Raw genomic sequence first — 20,317 nt, forward strand, 5'->3', positions numbered from 1 at the left:
AGCGCACGGCGCTCCATCCCCTCACCGTTCGGTCAAACAAGGCCGCTTTTCGGTCATCCAGTCCACCGCGTGGTCCACCGCCCCCTTGAGCGAGAACAATCGGGCGGTTCTCCGTCCCAGCTGCCACTCTTTGCGCATTTCCTCCGGAAGATCGGCACCGACGGCTTCGAAGTCGCTGTCGTCGAGATCGACATCGGGATAGTGGAACCACCCCCGACGCCCACTCTCGTCCCGCACCACACAGCTGTACAGCTTCTTGGGCGGGTTGTTCGGATATCGGTATTCCGCGAGGTGAAAGGCGGTGCAGGCAGCGAATCCCACATTGATCATGAGTACTCGGGCGTCCGCGCGATAGAGCGCCCCGAGCGGTGATCCCTCCCCCAGATGGCAATCGGGTTCGTGCCCCTCCATCAGCTCCGGAGCACGGCATCCCCAGGCCGCGAAGGACGTCTGGGGATGGGAGCTGCGCACCGCCCCGTCCGAGGTCCGTACCCACTCCGCCAGCCGGCCCATGCCCTGACTGCGCGTCCGTTCCGGGTCGAAGGGTTCCATCCGGCGCTTGAAGTCCCTGTACGCGGCCGTGTTCCGCACGCTCCGGGCCCGGCGCAGATGCGCGGCGGAGGTGAGCGAGTTCTCCGGGGTGAAGGCCGGGACCACGAGGGTGCCCTTGAGCGGGCCGCCGACCGCCGCGCACAGGGCCCGCCCCAGCGCCCCCGGGCCGTGCCCCAGACCGCTCAGCGAGGCGTGCACCAGGAGGGTGTCCCCCTCTCTGACCCCCATGGCGGCCAGGTCGTCGCGTAACGCGCTCTCCAGCACTGTCCGGGCTCGCTCATCCACGGGCTGCCTCTTCCCACTCCAGCAGGACGTCGGCGACCAGGCTCTTCCCGCTCACGGTGAGTTCGGCCGCCCCCTGAAGAGCTTCCAGCGCGCGCCGGGTCTCCGCCAGAGTGCGTGCGCTTCTGTCGTACGCGGCGACCGCCACCCGCTCATGCGTTTCGGCCAGCAGGACCGAAACCGGTACCGGCTCCCGCCGCCAGCCGGCCCGGTGGCTGCGGCCGCCGTCCAGCGCGTACAGGTCCGCCACATCGCGCAGGGCCCGGAACCGCCCCCTGCGGAAGCCGCGCAGCAGCCCCAGCGCCAACGCGTCCCCCGTGAGCCCCACAGGCACCCCCAGCGCCCCGTAGCCGTGCCGTCCGGCCACCGTGTCGCCGGCGCCCGCGAGCGGGGTGAGCGTGGTCAGCCCGGCGGCGGCCGCCGCCGCGTGGCCCGGCACAGTGTCCGAAAGCAGCCCCCAGGCCGCGGCGAGGCGCCCGCTCCACTCGTCGGCCTCGGCGAGCCCGAGGCGCGGCAGCACCGCGGCGCCGAAGCAGTCGCGGTAGGGATCGAGGTCGTCGAGGGCCATGTCGGGCGCCCCGTCCCGGCCCAGCCCCCGCACCGGCAGCCAGTCGCCGCACGGCTCGCGCGGGCACTCCACCTCCTGCTCGAAGCGCCCGCCCACCACACCCCGGACGCGAAAGCCCTTCTCGGCCGGGAGCACCTCCACGCGGCCGGACGCGCCCGGCTCCGCGACCCTGAGCTCGCCGAGGGTGGGCAGCACCAGCCGGCCGTTCTCGTACCCCACGGTGACGGGGAGGTCGAGCCTGGCGCGCACGGCGGCGGCGGCGGTGTAGGCGTCGAGGCGGTGGGCGTGGGCGAGGGCGCCCGGGCGGTCCTCGCGCAGCGCGTCCAGGGCGGTGAGCAGCCAGCCGCGCGCGTAGGGGTGGGCCAGCACCTCGTCGAGGCCCGGCCCGTCCACGAGGGCGGCCAGCCGCCAGGCCTCGGCCCACTCCGCGCCGCCGCGCCCGGCCAGATCGGCGTGGAGGCGGGCGAGCAGGGTGCGGGTGAGCTCGTACTCGGCGGCGACGAGCTCCGCGGGGTCGGTGAGGGCGGCGGGGACGAGCCGGGCCGCCGTACGGGCCTCGATGCCCCGTACCAGCGCCTCCAGGTCCGCGCAGTAGACCGAGGGCCCGTCGAAGGGGTCGCGGCCCGCCGCCTCGTTGGCCGGGCGGTAGCGGTGGGTGTAGAGCCCGCCGCCGCAGGAGCGGACGACCGGGCACTCACGGCACTCGGGCCCCACCCCGGCGAGGCCGAGCTGGCGCACCCGGACGCCCGGGTGGGCGGCGACCTCGTCCAGGGAGTGGCGAAAGACGTCGAAGCCGGTGGCGGCGGCGCCGTCGTAGGCGCTCTTGAGCGAGTCGACCTGCTCCAGGGTGCCGTCGGTCTCCACCACCACCAGGTCGGTGGGGGCCAGGCCCAGGGACTCGGTGAGGCTGGGGCCGCCGTTCAACGTCGACAGTACGGACTCGAACAACCGGACCGGAACCGGCCTGCCCTGTTCCTCCCACCGGTCGAAGACCTTGAGGAGCCACTCGGCGTACTCGGTGGGGGAGCCGCCGGGCCGGGCCGGAGGTGTCTCCCAGGTGGCGTGCGGCAGCAGGTAGTCGATGCGCGGCGGGTCAAGGGCGATCAGCGCGTCATGGACGGCGACCGGGTCGTTGGCCACGTCCACGGTGCACAGCAGCCCGAGGAAGAGGTGGCGGTAGCGGTCGCTCCGGAGCAGTTCTACGGCCCTGAGGACCAGGGGGTGGCTGGTGCGGCCGTCGGCGAAGCGGCGGTGGCGGTCGTTGGCCGACCTGTCCCCGTCCAGCGAGATGCCGACGCGGACACCGAACTCGGCGAAGAGGTCGAGGTAGCGGGGGCTGAGCTGGAGACCGTTGGTGTGGATGCGCAGATCGAGCTCCGCGACGCCGTCGAGGGCGGCGGTCAGCTCCGCGCAGACCGTGCGCAGCCGGGCCGGACCCGCCAGCAGCGGCTCCCCTCCGTGCAGGATCACTGACACGGAGGGCAGTACGTGTTTCGCGGCGTGCTCGGCCAGTCGCCGGGCCGTCCGGGAAATCGCCTCGTCAGAGATTGCCTTGGGGCGGGTACGCCAACTCTGATCAGGGGCTTCGTAGATATAGCAGTGATCACAAGCGAGATCGCATCTGCTGTGAACCTTGAGCACGATCTCGCGGAATGGGACCACGGGTCCAGTCATTCCGCCAGTCTAGAGCTCTCCGACTGTCTAGAGCGCCGAGTTGAAGGTCGACGCCTGAACCGGGCGGCCGAGGGAGGAGGGGAGCACGCGGCCGAGCTTCCGGGCGGCTTCGGCGCCACGGACATCGATGTCGGCCAGGGGCACACGGCTCTTCTTCGCAGGGGCGAAGGAGAGAGAATTCACGGAGGTCTTCACGGCCGTCCTTGGTGGGTAATTCCTGCATGTGGACAGGGGTGCCGACGACATGCACCGTTGCAGTGTCGGCGGCACGACTTTACTCTCTTGGCCACTGTTGGCAACTGAGCACGACCGCTTGCCGCGAACACTCGGCCCAGCATGCCGGAAGGTGTACGGAATGGGTCGTTCCACCGAAAGAGTGATGACTAAAACCGCAGACAGGGGTGGATGTGACGGCGATTCCCGGTCCTCTGCAGAGCATGGTATTCCGCAACGCCGACCTGCCGGGTCTCTTCCATCACGCGGACTCACTCGCGGTAGGACGCCAGCGGGCCGCGGTGAACGACACCCGCTGGCGGCTCTGCCTGCTGGTGGCGGGAGCCGTGCTGGCGGTGCTGCCGTGGGAGATGACGCTCGGTGGTGACTTCCACCTGGCGAGCGCGCTCAGCGCACTGGCGTACGCGGGGGTGCTCGCGGTGAGCTTCCGCGCCGCCCGCGGGCACGCGAAATCGCATTGGCAACTGAATCGTTCGGCGGCGGAGTTCATCAAATCCATGTGCTGGCGCTATGCCGTGCACGGCGCCCCTTTCGATTCGCACGCCGCCGATCCCGAAGGTCTGTTCACCCTCCGTCTGGAGGAGGGACTGGGGGAACTGCGCAGGGTCGGCTGGCGGGATCCGCGCGAGGAGGGGGCATCGGACCTGGCCGCCGCCCCGCTCATCACCGCGCCCATGCGGGAGTTACGGGCGAAGGCGTTCGCCGTGCGCAAGGAGACGTACGTACGGGACCGACTCATCGAGCAGCGCAACTGGTACCGGCGCCGGCAGGAGGCGTCCCGGCGGGCCACCACGCTGTGGACCACGGCCATCACCCTGCTCACCGTTCTCGCGTTGCTCTTCGCGACGCTGCACATGTTCGGCGCGGCCGAGGGCGTGGAGGTCGCCGGGTTGCTCTCGGCCACGGCCGCCGCGTGCCTGGCGTGGAGCGAGATCCGCCGTCATCAGCCGCTGATCTCGGCGCACTCGCTGGTGGAGCAGGACCTCAAGGCCATGCACGTGGCCATGGAGAACACCGTCAGCGAGCGCGACTGGCCGGCGGCGGTCTACGAGACCGAGCGGGTGGTCTCGCCCCAGCACACCGACTGGCTGGCCCGCCTCCGCAGTTGATCACCCTGGGGGGCGGTCAGGGGCGCCGCACCCCGTCGCACCACACCACCGTGACCGACTTTCCCAGGCTGCGGGCGTACTGGACGATGTCGCCCGTGCCTCCGAGCCCGCGCGCGGGCTGGCCGTCCCAGACGGCGATCAGACGGTCGCAGTTGTCCGCGATATACGCGCCGGCCGCGTAGTAGGCCTCGTCGGTGGCGTGCGGGAAGTCCATCCGGACCTCCTGTGCGGCCCGTCTCCTCAGCCCCTGGTAGCGGGCGAGTTCGCCGGGCTCCGCGAAGCCCCTCTCGTAGTCGCCACTGGGAATGACGACGGTCAGGGCGGCCCCGCACTCCAGGGCGATGGCCGCGAACAGCTGGTCCGCTCCGGCCGCGAGGCTGGAGAACACCTCAAGGGAGCCGTCCTGGCCGCACAGCAGGCTCCGCAGGCAGGCGCGGATCTCCCCCAGCGCCTCGGAGGGAATGTCGCGGTGACCGGTCACTCCGATGCGTTTCACTGACTCACCCCGTGTGTCCGGTCGCCTCTCCGCCGTGAACATCCTCCCAAAAAGGCGCATCGCGTCCAGCCGCCACCGCAGGCACGGGCGCACGGAACGAGCCCCCGCCCGGTGGCCGGACGGGGGCTCGCCGCTGCCGGGGCAGCTGGATGATCAGCCGTCAGAACAGGGTGACGCCATAGGCGTTCATGGCCTCGACCACGGGCTGGAAGAAGGTCGTGCCGCCGGAGGAGCAGTTGCCGCTGCCGCCGGAGGTGAGGCCGAGCGCCGTCGAGCCGGCGTAGAGCGGGCCGCCGGAGTCACCGGGTTCGGCGCACACCGTAGTCTTGATGAGGCCGTACACGATGTCGCCGTTGCCGTAGTTCACGGTGGAGTTGAGCGCGGTGACCCGGCCGCTGTGGATGCCGGTGGTCGAGCCGCGCCGGGTGACCGTCTGGCCGACCGAGGGGTTGGCCGCGCTGGTGATGGACTGGCCGCCCACGGCGCTCGGGTGGGACAGCGAGGTGTTGTCGTACCGCACGAGGCCGTAGTCGTTGCCCGGGAAGCTGGTGCCGACCGTCGGGCCGATGCTCGTCGAGTGCGAGGAGCTGGTGTAGTAGTTCGGGTAGCCCTCGGTGCAGTGACCGGCCGTCAGGAAGTAGTAGGTGCTGCCCTTCTTGACGTTGAAGCCGAGGGAGCAGCGCCAGCTCGGCGCGTAGACGGCGTCGCCGCCGGAGAGCAGCTTGCTGAACCTGCCCGCGGTCCGCTCGACGCGTATGGCGGACGCGTTGGCGCCGGCCTGCCGTTTGATCTTGGCTATGTCGGCCTTGCTCACGGTGGAGTCGGCGGTCACGACGACCGTGTGGGTGGCGGGGTCGATGTTCCAGGCGGTGCCCGCGACGTCGGCGCCGAGGACGGCGGAGCTCGCGGCGGAGAGCTGGGTGGCGCTGAACGCCTGGGACGGGGTGGCGCTGGCGGTGGGGACCGCGAGGGCACCGGCGGCGAGGAGCCCGGCGGAGAGGGCGACTGCCTTGGTACGTCTCGCGAGACCGCGGGTGGGGGTGGTGCGCTTGATCCTCACTTCTGTTCCTCCCGAAGGGAATCGAGGGGCCCGAGTTGGGTGGGGGGACCCCGTGAGGCGCAGCCGGAGCTGGGGCAGCACTGGTGAGCGCAAGCCGTGCTCCTGACAAGCGCTGGGAGGGAGTATTCGGCCGCCCGGCCGTCGGGCGCAAGGGCGCCTTTCGGCCGGGCGGCCGGGGTTCTGTGAGCCCTGGGTCAGTGGGTGAGGACGGTCCGCTCGCCCGCTGTGACGGCCGTGTCGAGGGTGTTGCCGGGAGGCGGGAAGGGGCAGATGAAGTGCTCCGCGAAGGCGCACGGCGGAAGCAGCGCGCGGTTGAAGTCCGCCATGAGCCTGCCGCGCGCGTCGGGCGCGCCGGGGCGCAGGAAACGGAACCGGAACGTCGAGTCCCCGCTGGTCGCGTCGGCGAACACCGCCCAGAGCGCGCCGTCTTCCTCGACCGCCACCTGGAGGGTGTGCTCCCGGCCGCCGAGCGTGAAGGCGAGTTCACCGCCGAGACCGAGCCCGCGCTCCACCCCGTCGGCGTTGGCCACCCGTACCGTCCGCGCCTCGCCGTACGGGCGGAAGAGGGCGGGCACCGCCCAGCGCGGGTCGTACGGGGTCGCCTCGATGCCCGCGAAGGCGCGGCGGCGCTCGGCCCCGGGGTCCCAGACCCGTACCGCCCACAGCCCTTCGCGGCGCAGCACCACCAGCCGCCGCGCGCCCTGGGCCAGCCGGGACTCGGCGACCGGGGCGTGGTCGGCGGTCAGCCGCGCCTCGCCGGTGAAGGGGCGGCCGTCGAGGACGATCCCGTCCTCTTCGCTCGCCGTGAGCACCACCGCGCCGTCTTCTTCACGCCAGGTGCCCGGCACGGCCGGAATTCGCCCCTCCACGGCGTCGGCGAGCCAGTGGGTACCGGTCAGCGCCAGCGGACCGTAGGGCGCCGCGACGGACTCGACGCGCCGTTCGTGCCAGTTCTTCCACTCCTGTGCCGCGTCCGTGCTCATGTGTTCGATCCTTTCGTACGAGGCGGGCGGCCCCCGGTGCGAGCGCGGTGCCGGGCCGGAGTATTCCGTACGGAGGCTTCCGCTCCGCCCTGCGCCCCGCCGCCGTCGTCCGCGTACCGGAGCTCACCCTCCGAACACAAGTGACCGTACGCGCACGCTTGGTGACGGCCGGTCAGCAGTCGCAACCACAGTCGCAGCAGTCGCACCCCTCACAGCACTCGCAGCAGTTGCAGCAGCCGCAGTCACCGCAGTCGCAGTCGCAGTCCCGGCAGAAGCCCTCGTGCTTCCTGCGCGACCACGGGCCCTCGTACTCCTTGGCGCAGCACATCTGACAGGTGCAGCAGAGCCCGGTGAAGACCGCGCACCCCGTCAGGAACCCGCGCGGCGCGGGTGGCCGGGGACCCTCGCCCTGCGGCGGCGCGCCGTAGGGGTTGCCGGGCACCGGCGCGTACGGCCCGCCGGGCGGCGGCGCTCCGTAGGGGCCGGGCTGGTGGGAGCCGTGGGCGTCCGCGCCGCCGTGGGCGCAGCCGGCCGTGCCGAAGGACCGGTTGACCGACTGCGTCAGCTCGTGGGCGAGCAGGACGTGCGCCAGCCTGCCGTCGACGAAGTCCACCTCGCGCAGGGCGAGCCGGATGCCGTGCACCGCGTCGTCGGCCAGCCGCCGGGCCTCGGCCAGGTCGGTGCCGGTCGCCGTGAGCGGGTTCCACGCGCCCGCCGCGGCGTCGGCCGCCTGGTCCTCCACCGCGTCCAGGAGGTGCGCGAGCCGTCCGAAGAGGCGGCCGGCCTCGGCCAGCGGCTCGGCGTTGTGCGGCCGGCCGGCGAGTACGGCGGTGTGCGCGAAGGCGGCGGCGGTCGCCGTCTCGGTCGGCTCGGTGACGGTGAGCAGGGAGGTGCCCGGCCCCGCCAGCGCCTCGATCGCCCCCTGCCGGTCGACCGCGTCGACCAGGACCGCCGTGTCGAAGCCGAGGGAGGCGCCGGTGCGGGCGCCCGCCCGGTCCCAGCTCGCGGCGATCCGGCGGGCCGCCAGCGCCACCGGCTTCCGCTTCAACAGGCCGTCCCGGTCGGCGACGTGGTCGCGGACCTTCGCCGAGGCGAGGACCAGCGAGACGGCAGCGGCGAGCCGGGCGCCCTCGCCCCGGGCCACCGGAGCCGTCCGCATCGCGCGCAGCGGACAGGGCCCGGCGGTGCGTCTGCGCCCGGTGCGGCTCTCGGCCTGAGCCTCCGTCAGGACCGAGACGATCAGCCCGTCGTAGTTGGTCACGACCCGGGCGAGCTGGCCGTGGTCGGAGCGAAGTGCCAGGCAGAGGCCGCAGAGATGGGCCATCCACTCGGTGCGCAACCCCTCGGTGAGCCGATGCGAGCAGGGCCTGACGATTCCGAACACGACGCTCCCCCGGGTGCCGTGGGACACCTCGCCCCACGGTTCGTTCAACAGTGCGGCAGGCATCGTATCGGCCGATCCGTTCACCCGTACGTCTGCCGACTCACCCGTCTGGACGGACGGTCATATTTTGTACCCGTTACCCGTCATGCACCGGAAGAAAGCTGACGATTCGCCACATCTTCTGCACCAGTCCCGTCACGAATCCCCTGCGCGGCGACTATCCACTTGGCGCGGTATCCGCATCATGGACGACCATAGGGATGCGGAACGTGAGCATAAGCAAGAAGTAGAAGTCCGCTGTGAGAGGAGGCGTCCATGGGATCGGTGCGCAAGGCGAGTGCATGGCTGGGGCTTGTCGAGGACAACGACGACCGCTACTACGACGACGAGTACACCGAGGAAGCCGGGGCCGGCGAAGCCTGGGTGACGGACCCGCGGGTGCGGGTGGCCTCCGAGGCGGCCCAGGAGCAGGGCCGCCGGATCGCCACGGTCACGCCGGACGGCTTCCGTGACGCGCGCGGCATCGGCGAGCTCTTCCGCGAGGGCGTCCCCGTCATCGTCAACCTCACCGCCATGGAGCCCGGCGACGCCAAGCGCGTCGTGGACTTCGCCGCCGGCCTCACCTTCGGGCTGCGCGGCTCCATCGAGCGCGTGGCGACGCGGGTCTTCCTGCTGACCCCCGCCGACACCCAGATCGTCAGCGGCGAGGCCTCGGGCCGCGCCACCGGCGGCTTCTTCAACCAGAGCTGAGCAGGGCGCTCACCGGACCGCCAGGGCGCCTAACGGAACGCGTCGAGCCCGGTGAGCGCCTTGCCCAGCACCAGCTGGTGCATCTCCACGGTGCCCTCGTAGGTGAGCACCGACTCCAGATTGGTGGCGTGCCGCATCACGGGGTACTCCAGCGAGATCCCGTTGGCGCCGAGGATCGTGCGCGAGGTGCGGCAGATCTCGATCGCCTCCCGGACGTTGTTGAGCTTGCCGAAACTGACCTGCTCCGGACGGAGCCTGCCCGCGTCCATGCGCCGCCCCAGATGATGCGCGAGCAGCACACCCTTGTGGAGCTCGACCGCCATGTCGGCGAGCTTGGCCTGGGTGAGCTGGAAGCCGCCGATGGGCCTGCCGAACTGCTCGCGGGTCCGCGCGTACGCGACCGCCGCCTCGAAGGAGGCGCGGGCCGCGCCCATCGCGCCCCAGACGATTCCGTACCGCGCGTGCGAGAGGCAGCCGAGCGGGCCCTTGAGTCCGGCGACGCCGGGCAGCACGGCGTCGGCGGGCAGCCGCACCTCGTCCATGACCAGCTCGCTGGTGACCGACGCCCGCAGCGACCACTTGTGCTTGATCTCCGGCGCGGAGAAGCCGGGGGTGTCGGTGGGCACGGCGAATCCCCTGATGCCGTCGTCGGTCTGCGCCCAGACGACCGCGACCGACGCGACCGAGCCGTTGGTGATCCACATCTTGCGGCCGCTGAGCACCCAGTCGGTGCCGTCCCGCTTGGCGTACGTCCGCATCCCGGCCGGGTCGGAGCCGTGGTCGGGTTCGGTGAGGCCGAAGCAGCCGATCGCCTCGCCCGCCGCCATCGAGGGCAGCCACCGCTGCTTCTGCTCCTCGGAGCCGTACTTCCAGATCGCGTACATCGCGAGCGAGCCCTGGACGGAGACGAGCGAGCGGATGCCGGAGTCGGCGGCCTCCAGCTCCAGACAGGCCAGGCCGTACTGGACGGCGGTGGCGCCCGCGCAGCCGTAGCCGGTCAGGGACATGCCCAGCGCGCCGATCGAGCCCAGCTCCCGGGCGAGTTCGCGGATGCCGGGGAGTTCGCCGCTCTCGTACCACTCGGCGATGTGCGGCAGGACCCGGTCGGCGGCCCAGGAGCGGACGGTGTCGCGGATCGCGAGGTCCTCGTCGCTCAGCAGGTCGTCGATCCCGAGGGGGTCGGCCGGGTCGAAGGGGGGCAGCTTGGCGGATGCGGACATGAGGATGCCTCCGGCGTCCCTGGGAACCTGTGCGGCCCAGCTAAAACTAGCGGTGGTAGTTATTGCTGACCGCTGACGTTACGGCTCAGTGTGCCGCGCGTCCAGACCCGCCCGCCGGTGCGGGGCGCCCGGCTCAGGGGCGGCCGGGCCCCGGGTGCGCCCCATCGGCGCCCGCCGCCGCGGGGATCCGCAGCTGGAGCTCGGCGCGCTGCTCGGGCAGGCCGGGCGCGGTTCCGGTGTGCTGCGTCCCGCACTCCATCACCCGCGGCAGCCGCAGCGCGGCCAGCGCGCCCAGGACCAGCAGTCCGGCGCTGACCAGCAGTGTCACATGCAGACCGTGGACGAAGGAGTGCTGTGCGGCGCCGCGCAGGGCGGCGCCCGCGGGGCCGCCGATGCGGTCCGCTATGGCGTAGGCCTCGCCGAGCGAGTTCGCGGCTCCGGCCGACGCCTCGCGCGGGACGCCGGGGACGGAGGCGAGCCCGGGGGCGTAGGCCGCGTTCATCACGCTGCCGAGCAGGGCGATGCCCATGCCGGCGCCGAGCTGGTAGGAGGTCTCGCCGATGGCGGCGGCCCCGCCCGCGCAGTCGGCGGGCGCCTCGCTGAGCATCGACTCGTACGCCCCGAAGAGCGTCGTCTGCAGGCCGAGGCCCAGGACGACGAAGGCGCCGGTGAGCAGCAGCGGCCGGTCGTGCTCGCCCATCAGGACCAGGAGCAGCACGGCGGCGGCGGTCAGCGCGAAGCCGGACGCGACCATCCGGCGCGGACCGAGCCGGCGCAGGGTGTACGAGCCGGTGGCCCCGGCGGTCATCGCGGCGAAGGTGAGCGGCAGCAGCCGCAGCCCCGTCTCCAGCGGGGTCAGCCCGAGGACCAGCTGGAGGTACTGGACGGCTATGAGTTCGAGCCCGACCAGGGCCAGCATGGCGAGGACGATGCACCCCACCGAGGTGGAGAAGGTGCGCCGGGCGAACATGCGCATGTCGACCAGCGGGTGGGTGCGCCGCCGCTGGCGCCGGACGAACACGATGATCAGGGCGGTGCCGGCGCACAGCGGCGCCAGGGTGAGCGGGTCGAGCACTCCGTGGCCCGCGCCCATCCGCTTGACGCCGAGGACCAGGGTGATCACACCGGCGGCGGCCGTCAGCGCGCCGAGCACGTCCCAGGGCCCGTCGGCGCCGCCCTTGGACTCGGGCAGCAGCCTGCGGCCCAGCGGCAGGATCAGCGCCATCAGCGGGATGTTGATCAGGAAGACCGAGCCCCACCAGAAGTGCTGGACGAGGAAGCCGCCGAGCACCGGTCCGGCGGCGGCACCTATCGCGGCGGTGGCGGTCCACACGCCGATGGCGGTGGCGCGTTCGCGGCGGTCGGGGAAGACCGCGCGGAGGATGGAGAGCGTGGCGGGCATGATCATCGCGCCGCCGACGCCGAGCAGCGCGCGGGCCGCGATCAGGAGCTCGGCCGTTCCGGCCAGGGCCGCCACGGCGGACGCCAGGCCGAAGATGCCGTAGCCGAGCAGCAGCACCCGGCGCCGGCCGACGCGGTCGCCGAGGGTGCCGAACAGGATGAGGAGGGCGGCGCAGACCAGCGGGTAGGCGTCGACGATCCAGAGCAGCGCGGTGGCGCTGGGACGCAGGTCCTCGGTGACCGAGGGGACGGCGACGTGCAGCACGGTCGCGTCCAGCGCGACGAGCAGCAGACTCACACACAGGACGACGAGGACGGTCCAGCGGTTGGCGGCGCCGGCGTTCGCACGCGCGCGTGCGGCGTCCGTCGTCGTTCCTGCCATGTGTGTACCTCCTGTACGGCGGCCCCGTGGGGGTCCCGGGACGCGCCGTCCTCGCGGTGGCCCGTCGTCCCCGCTCTCGGCGGACCCTGGACCGGTGCGGTCTCGGACGGGTCCGGCATCGACGAGCGAGTGATTCGTCAGCGTACGCGAGTTCCAGCCATCGGCACGTGGTACACCTCTCACCCCTTTGGGCACGCCCTGTGGTGTGCGCCACAAAGGAGGGAGGGGCCGGCCGGAGCCCGCCGCCATTAATGATCTTGGCACGCCGTGCCGGTGGATCCTGGCACCCGGTGTCAGACGTGATGGACGAACGATGAATTCCGTTCTGCTTCCCGGAAAATCACCCGCGGAAATCCCGCCGCGTTTCCGGAACGGTCTGCGGCGGAATTGTTTCCGCGCCCGTCCGCCCCTTTCGCAGCACCGGGAATAAACGGTGACGTGAGACATACTCCACATCACATCGTCATCACAAACCCGCCGGATCGGCCTGGGCCCTCACTCACTCGCTGTAACGTCGATTGAGTGCGTACCGACCGAATCTTCGCCCGTCTGGACCGGGAGCCCGAGCCGCCGAAGATAGCGATCCCGCGGATGAGCCGTCACCGCGTGATCCTCTTCAGCGCGACGATGGCGTTCTACCTCGCCATCGTCGTCGCCGTGCTCGCCTCGTCCTGGCTCGTCGAGCTGGACTGGAAGGTCATGCTGTTCCGGCCGTACGAGCAGTGGCCGCAGATGCACGCCTTCCTGGACTACTTCGTGGTCCTGGGCCAGCGCGGGCCCACGGCGGTGATGGTCGCGGCGTGGCTGGGCTGGAGGTCCTGGCGGCAGCACACCCTGCGTCCGCTCCTCGCGCTCGGCGCCTCGCTGCTCCTGCTCAACATCACGGTCGGCGCGGTCAAGCTCGGCCTGGGCCGCCTGGGCCCGCACTACGCGACGGAGATCGGCTCGGCCGAACTGTTCGCGGGCGGCGATATATTCCCCTCGGGCCACACCGCCAACGCGGTCGTGACCTGGGGCATCCTCGCCTATCTGGCCACCACCCCCACGGCCCGGCGCTGGCTGTCGGTCATCTCCGCCGTGGTCGCCCTGGGCGTCGGCGCCACCACCGTCTACCTCGGTACGCACTGGGTCAGCGACGTGCTCCTCGGCTGGGCCGCCGGGCTGCTCATCCTGCTGGCCCTGCCCTGGTGCGAGCCGGTGATCGCCCGCGCCGAGGCGCTGGTCTTCGCCCTGCGGGCCAAGTGGCGCGCCAGGGGAACGGCCGCGCCCGTCCTGCCCGTTCCCACCGCCACGCTGCCCGGTGTCTTCGCCCAGCGCACCGCGAGCGAGGACGACGCCCCCGTGCGCGAGCCGGTGGGCGCGGCCAGCGGCTCACGCCCCGCCGGCGTCCGCGGTCCCGCCCGGCCGCCGCACCACGGCCCCCGCCCCGAGCGCCCGGCGGCACCCCCGGTGGCCGGCCGGCGCCCCCAGCACAGCGAGCGCGCCCCGCGCCCGGCCCCGGCCCGGCCGCTGGGCGGCTGACGGCCCCGAAGCGTGCGGCGGGGCACGGTACGCACCACCACCCCGCGGGCGAAGGCCCCGGCACTCCCCTCGGAGCGCCGGGGCCTTCGCCTTCGTACGGGCGGCTCAGCCGCGCCAGCAGCGGATCACCCTGCCGTCGGCCACCTCGAAGTTCAGCCGCCCTTCCAGGTACTCCATGGTGATGATCGAGCCGGGCGCGAGCGATCTGACGGTGGTCCAGCCACGCGCGCGTGCCCGCCGCTCGGCGGCCTCGCCGGCCAGGCCCACATAGGCCTCGGGAGTGTCGTCGGGTTGTCCGCGGGGAGTCGGTACTGGTGCCATGCCAGCCACCGTAGGCGCCCCGGGGCGGAGGCGGAAGCGGGGCCCCCTGCCCTGCCGCTGTCCGCACCACGTCCCCCGCCGGTCACACTTGTGTCACAGGATCTTGGCCGGGTCCCTCTCGAACTGGGTCACTCGTACGGGGAGTTCCGGTCAGCCCGCCGGGGAATCCCACAGCCCTCGGCAGACCGTTCGAGCGCCTTGCGGAATTTCCCCGCCGAGGGCCCCGGAACATCGCACCGAATTTCCCCCGCGGCCCGGCCCACGGGAAATGGACGGGCCATAGGGAATTCACGGCATCCTTACACGATCCGCACCGGCGGGAGGATGTTGTTCACCCGTCGCCCTGGCCCGGCACGTTGGCTCGTATGCGCCTATCCCGGCCGCGCACGCGCCCTGTCGGACGGGCAGCCGCGCCGGGCGCGGTGGAGGGTCCGGGCGCGGTGGAGGGTCCGGGCCGAACGCGTGCGGCCCCGCCCGGTCGTGGGGCCGGGCGGGGCCGGTGAGCTGGTCGTGCGGTGGCCGTACGGCCTAGAGGGCAAGCCGCTCGCCGGGCAGGATCAGGTCCGGGTCGCCGCCGATGACAGCCTTGTTGGCCGCGTAGACCCTTTCCCACGTCGTGCCGTGCGCCCGGGCGATCGCGGACAGGGTGTCCCCCACGCGGACGGTGTAGTCGCCGCCGCGCGAGCCTCGGTCCGCCTGGACGGGCGGGCGCTCGGGCGCCTTCGCCGGCGCGGCCCCGGCCTCGACCCGGCCGGTTCCGGCCGCCGCGGCCTTCCGCTCGGGCCGCGCCGCCTGCGCCACCCTGGGCTCGGCCTCGGGCTTGGCCTTCGGCTTGGCCTTGGCCTTGTGGCCCGACGGCTTCGGCGCGGCGGGCGCGCTCCCGTAGGCCCCCGCCCTCGCGGAGCACACGGGCCAGGCGCCCCAGCCCTGGGCCCGCTGGAGCCGGGTGGCGACGGCGATCTGCTGCGCCCGGGACGCCCGGTCGGCGGTGGACGCGTACGCCCCGCCGCCGTAGGCCCGCCAGGAGCCGGCGGAGAACTGGAGTCCGCCGTAGTAGCCGTTGCCGGTGTTGATGTGCCAGTTTCCTCCGCTCTCGCACCGCGCGATGCGGTCCCACACCGCACCGTCCGCCGCGCCGGCCGGGCCGGCGGAGACGGCGAGCAGCGCCAGCGGCGCCGCCATCACGGTGGCGCCGATCGCCGCCACCGTGCCGCGGCCGCGCCTGGAGCTGGAACGACTGGTACCAACAGACATGAAGTCCCTCTTCCGAAGGACCCGGGACTCCCGGGCGGCAGGGTCCGTGACGCGTCCGGCGTCCCGTTCCGTGCCGCCCCGCCCGCCGGGGTCGTGCTCGTGCCTGTGGTGCGGTCGTACGCGTGGTGACGTCGTGCGGCCGTACGGGGCGGGCTGCCCGGGCGGTGCTCGGTGCACACGGCGTGGAATGTAGGGAGCGGATCGGTCCGGTATCAACCAATGCCCTGTCGCTCCAGGCCAGTTGCCGATTACCATGGGTAACGGCAATTTCCGGACACCCACTTGATAGGGGGATTTCAGGATTTGTCGACCTGCCCTCCCGCCGGCCTGTGACTCAGCTCACCGCGACAACTCCCTTGCGCATCCCAGAGGTTGACATGGAGTGAGGGGTTCCGGGGGCAGATTCACCCTCCGCGTGCGGTGGTTCGATTCCGTTCGCCCTGGGGCGTGACCCCTGCCACAGATCCGCCGTTGTCCTTTCAGGAGCCGGGAACCACCCGGCGCACGCATCCAGTAGGAGCCACCCGTGCCGCGCATGCTCGACGTCAGCGAGGACGTCCGCGCCGAGATCGGCGACGAAGAAGCCGACCGGCTGCTCGCCGGCGAGAACGCCCCGGGCAGCTACGACTGCACCTCCTGCCGCACTCCGGGCGACTCCGAGAACGAGGCCACCAGCACCGTGCTCTTCGTCGGTGAGGAGACCGCGGTCCTCGCCTTCGCCCACGCCTCCTGCATCCCCTCCCAGGTCGTCCAGGTCTCGGAGGAGCAGCTCCAGGGCGCCGTCCGGTCCATCACCGGCGACGAGTTCGGGGGCAAGGCCCCCCAGCAGGCCGTCCTCGGCATCACCAGTGGCCTGATCCTGATCGAGGGCGCGCTGCATCCGGCACTCGTCGTGGAGCCCACCGCCCCGATCGCCCGGCCCGGCTCGGGCGGCACCACGGACGAGTTCCTTCCGCTCCTGATCGAGCAGGGCTTCGTGCCGGTCACCGATGTCGGCCGAATGCCCTCGGTGCTCTCCGGCTGGTCGGTGCTGCTCGCCATGGGCCAGCTGCACGCGATCCTCCAGCCCGGCACGGGAGGCGGCGGCAGCCCGGTGTCGTGGTGGCAGGCCCACCAGCCGCTCCAGGTCACCGACGGCTGGCGCGCCGCCGCCAACCGCACCCAGCGCGTCCTGGTCTTCGCGGCCCCGGTCGGCTCCATCGGCCAGCAGCCCCGCGAGGACCTGCTGCGCGACGCCCTGGAGAAGGCGGCCTCGGACGGCACCCTGGTGTCGGCGGCGATGCCGCTGGCGGGCACCTGAGCCGTCCCGCACCCCAGCCCCAGCCCCCGGGCCCGGGACCGCTCAACCGGCCCCGGGCCCGCCCCTTTTACGAGCCTGCCGCGCCCAAAACGCCCCGGCTCGCCCGCCCCACCGCACCCGAGCACCCGGCGGCCCGGCCCGCTCCCGGCACCCCCGGCCCACCGCACCGGCCCGTCCCCGGGTCGCCCGGCTCCCCGCCCGGCCCGCTCCCGGGGCACCCGGCCCACCCCCCGGCCCCTACCCCTCGGGCCGCCCCGGGTCGCCCGGCGCCCCGCAAGCCCCCCACGCGCCCGGTACACCCCCTCCATCCGGGGATGCGCGATATCTGCCGTCAGCCCGCATCCGACGGCCGCCGGGGTCGTTGGCACATACGTGCACGCATACGAGCCCTCCCGCCAGCCGTACCAGTCGCAGATCCCCTCCATGCGCCCCGCCCAGGACCTCATCAGCGGCCACTCGGCCACCCCGATCTACGACGCGCTGTACTCGGAGTACCGCCGGTCCTTCCGGGCCCTGCCGGGCGACCGCAGCGGCGAGGACGACCTCGGCTTCCGGGGCTTCGCGGCCCTGGGGCACTCGGGGTCCGCCGGCTTCCGGGGCGCCCATCAGCACCACCAGCCGGCCCACGCCCAGGTGCCGCACCCCCAGACCGTCCCGGCCTTCCACCCGTACCCCGCGCACAGCGGCTCCCCCTGGCCGCTGAGCGGGGCGGCGCACAGCGGCACCGGGCACATGCAGGGGCGGCAGCACACCGGGCTCCATCCGCTCCCGGCAGCACTGCCGCCCGGCCCCCGTCGGGGGCTGTAAGACCGAGGCGGGGGCGCCGTGGAGCCGTAGCCCCCGGCCCCCGCGCCGGGGCTACTTCTTCCTGTTGCTGCCGCGCTTCTCGCGCACCCGCACCGAGATGTGGATCGGGGTGCCCTCGAAGCCGAACTCCTCGCGCAGCCGGCGCTCGACGAAGCGGCGGTAGCCGTGCTCCAGGAAGCCGGAGGCGAAGAGGACGAAGCGCGGCGGCTTGGTCCCGGCCTGGGTGCCGAAGAGGATGCGCGGCTGCTTTCCGCCGCGGATCGGGTGCGGGTGGGCGGCGACGATCTCACCGAGGAAGGCGTTGAGCCGCCCGGTCGGCACCCGCGTCTCCCAGCCCGCCAGCGCCGTCTCGATCGCCGGGACCAGCTTCTCCATGTGGCGGCCGGTCAGCGCGGAGACGTTGACGCGCGGTGCCCAGGCCACCTGCTGCATCTCGGTCTCGATCTCGCGCTCCAGGTAGTAGCGGCGCTCCTCGTCGAGGTCGTCCCACTTGTTGTACGCGATGACGATGGCGCGGCCCGACTCCACGGCCATGGTGATGATGCGCTGGTCCTGGACGCTGATGTTCTCGGTCGCGTCGATCAGGATGACCGCGACCTCGGCCTTCTCCACGGCGGCGGCCGTGCGCAGCGAGGCGTAGTAGTCGGCGCCCTGCTGGAGGTGGACCCGCTTGCGGATGCCCGCGGTGTCGATGAACTTCCAGGTCACCCCGCCGAGCTCGATCAGCTCGTCGACCGGGTCGCGGGTGGTGCCGGCCAGCTCGTTGACGACGACGCGGTCCTCCTTCGCCACCTTGTTCAGGAGCGAGGACTTGCCGACGTTCGGGCGGCCGATGAGCGCGATACGGCGGGGGCCGCCGGGGGCGGTGGAGCCGAAGGTCTGCGCCGGCGCCTCCGGCAGCGCCTCCAGGACGGCGTCCAGCATGTCGCCGGTGCCGCGGCCGTGCAGCGAGGAGACGGGGTGCGGCATCCCCAGGCCCAGCGACCACAGCGCGGCGGCGTCCGCCTCGCCCGACTGCCCGTCCACCTTGTTGGCGCACAGCACGACCGGCTTGCCGGCCCGGCGCAGCAGCTTGACGACGGCCTCGTCGGTGTCGGTGGCGCCGACCTTGGCGTCCACGACGAAGACGCACGCGTCGGCGGCCTCGATCGCGTACTCCGCCTGGGCGGCGACGGACGCGTCGATGCCGAGGACGTCCTGCTCCCAGCCGCCGGTGTCGACGACCTTGAAGCGACGGCCGGCCCACTCCGCCTCGTAGGTGACGCGGTCGCGGGTGACGCCCGGCTTGTCCTCGACGACCGCCTCACGGCGGCCGATGATGCGGTTCACCAGGGTCGACTTGCCAACGTTCGGGCGGCCGACGACGGCGAGGACGGGCAGCGGGCCGTGGCCCGCCTCCTCGATCGCGCCCTCGACGTCCTCGATGTCGAAGCCCTCTTCCGCGGCGAGCTCCATGAACTCCGCGTACTCGGCGTCGCCGAGTGCTCCGTGGTCGTGCTGGTCGTTCATGAAGTCCGTTCCTCGTTCTGCGTCATCGATGGACCGGGCGTCCGGTCCACTACTCAAGTCCCAAGTCTCGCTCAGCGCCCGGTGAGGCGCCTGGCGTTCTCCAGGTGGCGGGTGAGCCGCTCCTGGATGCGTACGGTCGCCTCGTCCAGCGCCGTACGGGTGCGCCGGCCGCTGCCGTCGCCCGCTTCGAAGGCGTCGCCGAAGACGACGTCCACCCGGCTGCGCAGCGGCGGCAGCGCCTTTATCAACCGTCCCCTGCGCTCGGTGCTTCCCAGGACCGCCACCGGGACGATCGGCGCCGCCGACCGCAGGGCGAAGTAGGCGAGCCCGGCGCGCAGCGAGGCGAAGTCGCCCTCGCCGCGGGTGCCCTCGGGGAAGATCCCGAGCACACCGCCACCGTCGAGCACCCCGACGGCCTGGTCGATCGCGGTCCGGTCGACGGTCGACCGGTCCACCTTCACCTGCCCGATGCCGCGCAGGAACGGGTCCAGCGGGCCGATGAAGGCTTCCTTCTTGATGAGGAAGTGCACCGGTCTGGGCGCGGTCCCCATCAGCATCGGCCCGTCGATGTTGTGCGCGTGGTTGACGGCCAGGATGACCGGGCCACTGGCCGGGACCCGCCAGGCGCCGAGCACCCGGGGCTTGAAGAGCCCGTACATCAGGCCGACACCGATGCGGCGTCCGACCTCGGCGCCACGCTCGGTGACGGGCAGGTGCGGCGCGGAGGGTCTCGGCGAGGTGCGGCCGGGCGACGGGAGGGCTGTCACTTGGCGGCTCGCTTCTCCTCGACGAGCGTGACCACGCACTCGATGACCTGGTCGAGGCTGAGCTCGGTGGTGTCCACCTCGACGGCGTCGGCGGCCTTGGCCAGCGGGGACGTCTTGCGGCCGGAGTCGGCCGCGTCCCGCTTCAGCAGAGCCTCGCGGGTGGCGGCGACGTCCACGCCCTTCAGCTCGCCGCTGCGGCGGGCGGCGCGCGCCTCCGCGGAGGCGGTGAGGAACACCTTCAGGTCGGCGTCGGGCAGCACGGTCGTGCCGATGTCACGGCCCTCGACCACGATCCCGGCCGGGGCGGCGGCCGCCGTGTCCCGCTGGAGCTGGGTGACGAGCGCCCGCACCTCGGGGACGGCGCTGACCGCGCTGACCTTGGCGGTGACCTCCTGCGTACGGATCGGGCCGGAGGCGTCGAGACCGTCGACGGTGATGGTCGGCGCGTTCGGGTCGGTCCCCGAGACGATGACCGGCTTGGCGGCGGCGGTCGCGATCGCGGCCGGGTCGTCGGTGTCGATGTCGTTGGTGATCATCCACCAGGTGATCGCCCGGTACTGGGCGCCGGTGTCCAGATAGCTCAGCCCCAGCTTGGCGGCGACCGCCCGGGAGGTGCTGGACTTGCCGGTGCCGGACGGGCCGTCGATGGCGACGATCACAGCTGCCGGGGCGGTCCGGGCGGCGCTTTCCACGGTGACGGACACCTTCCTGGTACGGGGACGGGGTGGGCGGGCAGGCATCCG

At 72.6% G+C, this 20,317-nt stretch carries 19 protein-coding genes; 5 read left to right on the forward strand and 14 right to left on the reverse strand.

The genetic code is table 11. The features are described from left to right. Nucleotides 1-21 precede the first annotated feature (21 nt). The 3 genes from ACZ4MU_RS16140 to fxsA are packed head-to-tail and all read right to left on the reverse strand — an operon-like array spanning nt 22 to nt 3,271. Complete coding sequence (locus ACZ4MU_RS16140; RefSeq protein ID WP_467876219.1) at nt 22-837, reverse strand: AAC(3) family N-acetyltransferase; 816 nt, start codon at nt 835-837, stop codon at nt 22-24. After that, nucleotides 830-3,076 carry a radical SAM/SPASM protein FxsBH, inactivated beta-hydroxylase extension form gene (gene fxsBH, locus ACZ4MU_RS16145; RefSeq protein WP_467876222.1) on the reverse strand — a complete coding sequence of 749 codons (2,247 nt, stop codon included), beginning with the start codon at nt 3,074-3,076 and terminating at the stop codon, nt 830-832. The genes ACZ4MU_RS16140 and fxsBH overlap by 8 nt, the downstream gene beginning before the upstream one ends. A gap of 27 nt (nt 3,077-3,103) precedes the next feature. Then, nucleotides 3,104-3,271: an FxSxx-COOH cyclophane-containing RiPP peptide gene (gene fxsA, locus ACZ4MU_RS16150; protein WP_467876225.1), complete on the reverse strand. Its 168-nt coding sequence runs from the start codon at nt 3,269-3,271 to the stop codon at nt 3,104-3,106. Nucleotides 3,272-3,513: 242 nt separating this feature from the next. On the opposite strand from fxsA, the gene ACZ4MU_RS16155 reads away from it, so the two are divergent. Then, a complete protein-coding gene (locus ACZ4MU_RS16155; RefSeq protein WP_467876227.1) occupies nt 3,514-4,419 on the forward strand; it encodes a DUF4231 domain-containing protein in 906 nt (301 codons plus the stop codon). Nucleotides 4,420-4,435: 16 nt separating this feature from the next. Here the strand turns inward: ACZ4MU_RS16155 and ACZ4MU_RS16160 are convergent, their stop codons facing one another. From ACZ4MU_RS16160 to ACZ4MU_RS16175, 4 genes are all read right to left on the reverse strand, one after another. Beyond that, nucleotides 4,436-4,915 (reverse strand): hypothetical protein, encoded by a 480-nt coding sequence (locus ACZ4MU_RS16160; protein WP_467876229.1) that lies wholly within the window; start codon nt 4,913-4,915, stop codon nt 4,436-4,438. A 160-nt stretch (nt 4,916-5,075) separates the two neighbouring features. Continuing rightward, nucleotides 5,076-5,975 (reverse strand): S1 family peptidase, encoded by a 900-nt coding sequence (locus tag ACZ4MU_RS16165; protein WP_467876232.1) that lies wholly within the window; start codon nt 5,973-5,975, stop codon nt 5,076-5,078. Nucleotides 5,976-6,169: 194 nt separating this feature from the next. After that, nucleotides 6,170-6,958 (reverse strand): DUF1684 domain-containing protein, encoded by a 789-nt coding sequence (locus ACZ4MU_RS16170; RefSeq protein WP_467876234.1) that lies wholly within the window; start codon nt 6,956-6,958, stop codon nt 6,170-6,172. Nucleotides 6,959-7,130: 172 nt separating this feature from the next. Next, the gene (locus ACZ4MU_RS16175) at nt 7,131-8,342 is read right to left on the reverse strand and encodes a DUF5685 family protein (protein ID WP_467876237.1); all 1,212 of its coding nucleotides are present in this window, start codon (nt 8,340-8,342) and stop codon (nt 7,131-7,133) included. A gap of 315 nt (nt 8,343-8,657) precedes the next feature. Between ACZ4MU_RS16175 and ACZ4MU_RS16180 the strand changes: the two genes are divergently transcribed. Then, nucleotides 8,658-9,092 carry a cell division protein SepF gene (locus ACZ4MU_RS16180; protein ID WP_467876239.1) on the forward strand — a complete coding sequence of 145 codons (435 nt, stop codon included), beginning with the start codon at nt 8,658-8,660 and terminating at the stop codon, nt 9,090-9,092. A gap of 29 nt (nt 9,093-9,121) precedes the next feature. Here ACZ4MU_RS16180 and ACZ4MU_RS16185 read toward each other — a convergent pair whose 3' ends face one another. Both ACZ4MU_RS16185 and ACZ4MU_RS16190 read right to left on the reverse strand, forming a co-directional pair. Continuing rightward, nucleotides 9,122-10,312 (reverse strand): acyl-CoA dehydrogenase family protein, encoded by a 1,191-nt coding sequence (locus tag ACZ4MU_RS16185; RefSeq protein ID WP_467876242.1) that lies wholly within the window; start codon nt 10,310-10,312, stop codon nt 9,122-9,124. A gap of 133 nt (nt 10,313-10,445) precedes the next feature. Continuing rightward, a complete protein-coding gene (locus ACZ4MU_RS16190; RefSeq protein WP_467876244.1) occupies nt 10,446-12,095 on the reverse strand; it encodes an MFS transporter in 1,650 nt (549 codons plus the stop codon). Between the two features lie 522 nt (nt 12,096-12,617). Here ACZ4MU_RS16190 and ACZ4MU_RS16195 point away from each other — a divergent pair. Then, nucleotides 12,618-13,616 (forward strand): phosphatase PAP2 family protein, encoded by a 999-nt coding sequence (locus ACZ4MU_RS16195; protein WP_467876246.1) that lies wholly within the window; start codon nt 12,618-12,620, stop codon nt 13,614-13,616. A 105-nt stretch (nt 13,617-13,721) separates the two neighbouring features. Here ACZ4MU_RS16195 and ACZ4MU_RS16200 read toward each other — a convergent pair whose 3' ends face one another. After that, the gene (locus ACZ4MU_RS16200) at nt 13,722-13,937 is read right to left on the reverse strand and encodes an I78 family peptidase inhibitor (RefSeq protein WP_467876248.1); all 216 of its coding nucleotides are present in this window, start codon (nt 13,935-13,937) and stop codon (nt 13,722-13,724) included. Between the two features lie 528 nt (nt 13,938-14,465). Then, nucleotides 14,466-15,191, reverse strand: coding sequence for a LysM peptidoglycan-binding domain-containing protein (locus ACZ4MU_RS16205; protein WP_467876251.1), 726 nt, complete (start codon nt 15,189-15,191; stop codon nt 14,466-14,468). Nucleotides 15,192-15,717: 526 nt separating this feature from the next. On the opposite strand from ACZ4MU_RS16205, the gene ACZ4MU_RS16210 reads away from it, so the two are divergent. After that, nucleotides 15,718-16,491, forward strand: coding sequence for a hypothetical protein (locus ACZ4MU_RS16210; protein ID WP_467876254.1), 774 nt, complete (start codon nt 15,718-15,720; stop codon nt 16,489-16,491). Between the two features lie 372 nt (nt 16,492-16,863). After that, nucleotides 16,864-17,298, forward strand: coding sequence for a hypothetical protein (locus tag ACZ4MU_RS16215; protein WP_467876256.1), 435 nt, complete (start codon nt 16,864-16,866; stop codon nt 17,296-17,298). A gap of 51 nt (nt 17,299-17,349) precedes the next feature. Here ACZ4MU_RS16215 and der read toward each other — a convergent pair whose 3' ends face one another. From der to cmk, 3 genes are all read right to left on the reverse strand, one after another. Beyond that, nucleotides 17,350-18,807: a ribosome biogenesis GTPase Der gene (gene der, locus ACZ4MU_RS16220; RefSeq protein WP_467876258.1), complete on the reverse strand. Its 1,458-nt coding sequence runs from the start codon at nt 18,805-18,807 to the stop codon at nt 17,350-17,352. A 71-nt stretch (nt 18,808-18,878) separates the two neighbouring features. Next, nucleotides 18,879-19,466 carry a lysophospholipid acyltransferase family protein gene (locus tag ACZ4MU_RS16225; RefSeq protein WP_467876375.1) on the reverse strand — a complete coding sequence of 196 codons (588 nt, stop codon included), beginning with the start codon at nt 19,464-19,466 and terminating at the stop codon, nt 18,879-18,881. Nucleotides 19,467-19,570: 104 nt separating this feature from the next. Then, entirely contained in the window at nt 19,571-20,314 is a 744-nt protein-coding gene (gene cmk / locus ACZ4MU_RS16230) for a (d)CMP kinase (protein WP_467876261.1), read from the reverse strand. Nucleotides 20,315-20,317: the final 3 nt, after the last annotated feature.

It is taken from the genome of Streptomyces sp. NPDC026377 (assembly GCF_055567715.1).

Excerpts from the sequence above, each read along its gene's own strand:
- der (WP_467876258.1), bottom strand. The coding sequence starts at position 18,807 with ATGAACGACCAGCACGACCACGGAGCACTCGGCGACGCCGAGTACGCG.
- ACZ4MU_RS16200 (WP_467876248.1), bottom strand. The coding sequence starts at position 13,937 with ATGGCACCAGTACCGACTCCCCGCGGACAACCCGACGACACTCCCGAG.
- ACZ4MU_RS16190 (WP_467876244.1), bottom strand. The coding sequence starts at position 12,095 with ATGGCAGGAACGACGACGGACGCCGCACGCGCGCGTGCGAACGCCGGC.
- ACZ4MU_RS16170 (WP_467876234.1), bottom strand. The coding sequence starts at position 6,958 with ATGAGCACGGACGCGGCACAGGAGTGGAAGAACTGGCACGAACGGCGC.
- cmk (WP_467876261.1), bottom strand. The coding sequence starts at position 20,314 with ATGCCTGCCCGCCCACCCCGTCCCCGTACCAGGAAGGTGTCCGTCACC.
- ACZ4MU_RS16205 (WP_467876251.1), bottom strand. The coding sequence starts at position 15,191 with ATGTCTGTTGGTACCAGTCGTTCCAGCTCCAGGCGCGGCCGCGGCACG.
- ACZ4MU_RS16180 (WP_467876239.1), top strand. The coding sequence starts at position 8,658 with ATGGGATCGGTGCGCAAGGCGAGTGCATGGCTGGGGCTTGTCGAGGAC.
- ACZ4MU_RS16225 (WP_467876375.1), bottom strand. The coding sequence starts at position 19,466 with ATGTACGGGCTCTTCAAGCCCCGGGTGCTCGGCGCCTGGCGGGTCCCG.
- fxsBH (WP_467876222.1), bottom strand. The coding sequence starts at position 3,076 with ATGACTGGACCCGTGGTCCCATTCCGCGAGATCGTGCTCAAGGTTCAC.
- ACZ4MU_RS16185 (WP_467876242.1), bottom strand. The coding sequence starts at position 10,312 with ATGTCCGCATCCGCCAAGCTGCCCCCCTTCGACCCGGCCGACCCCCTC.
- ACZ4MU_RS16155 (WP_467876227.1), top strand. The coding sequence starts at position 3,514 with ATGGTATTCCGCAACGCCGACCTGCCGGGTCTCTTCCATCACGCGGAC.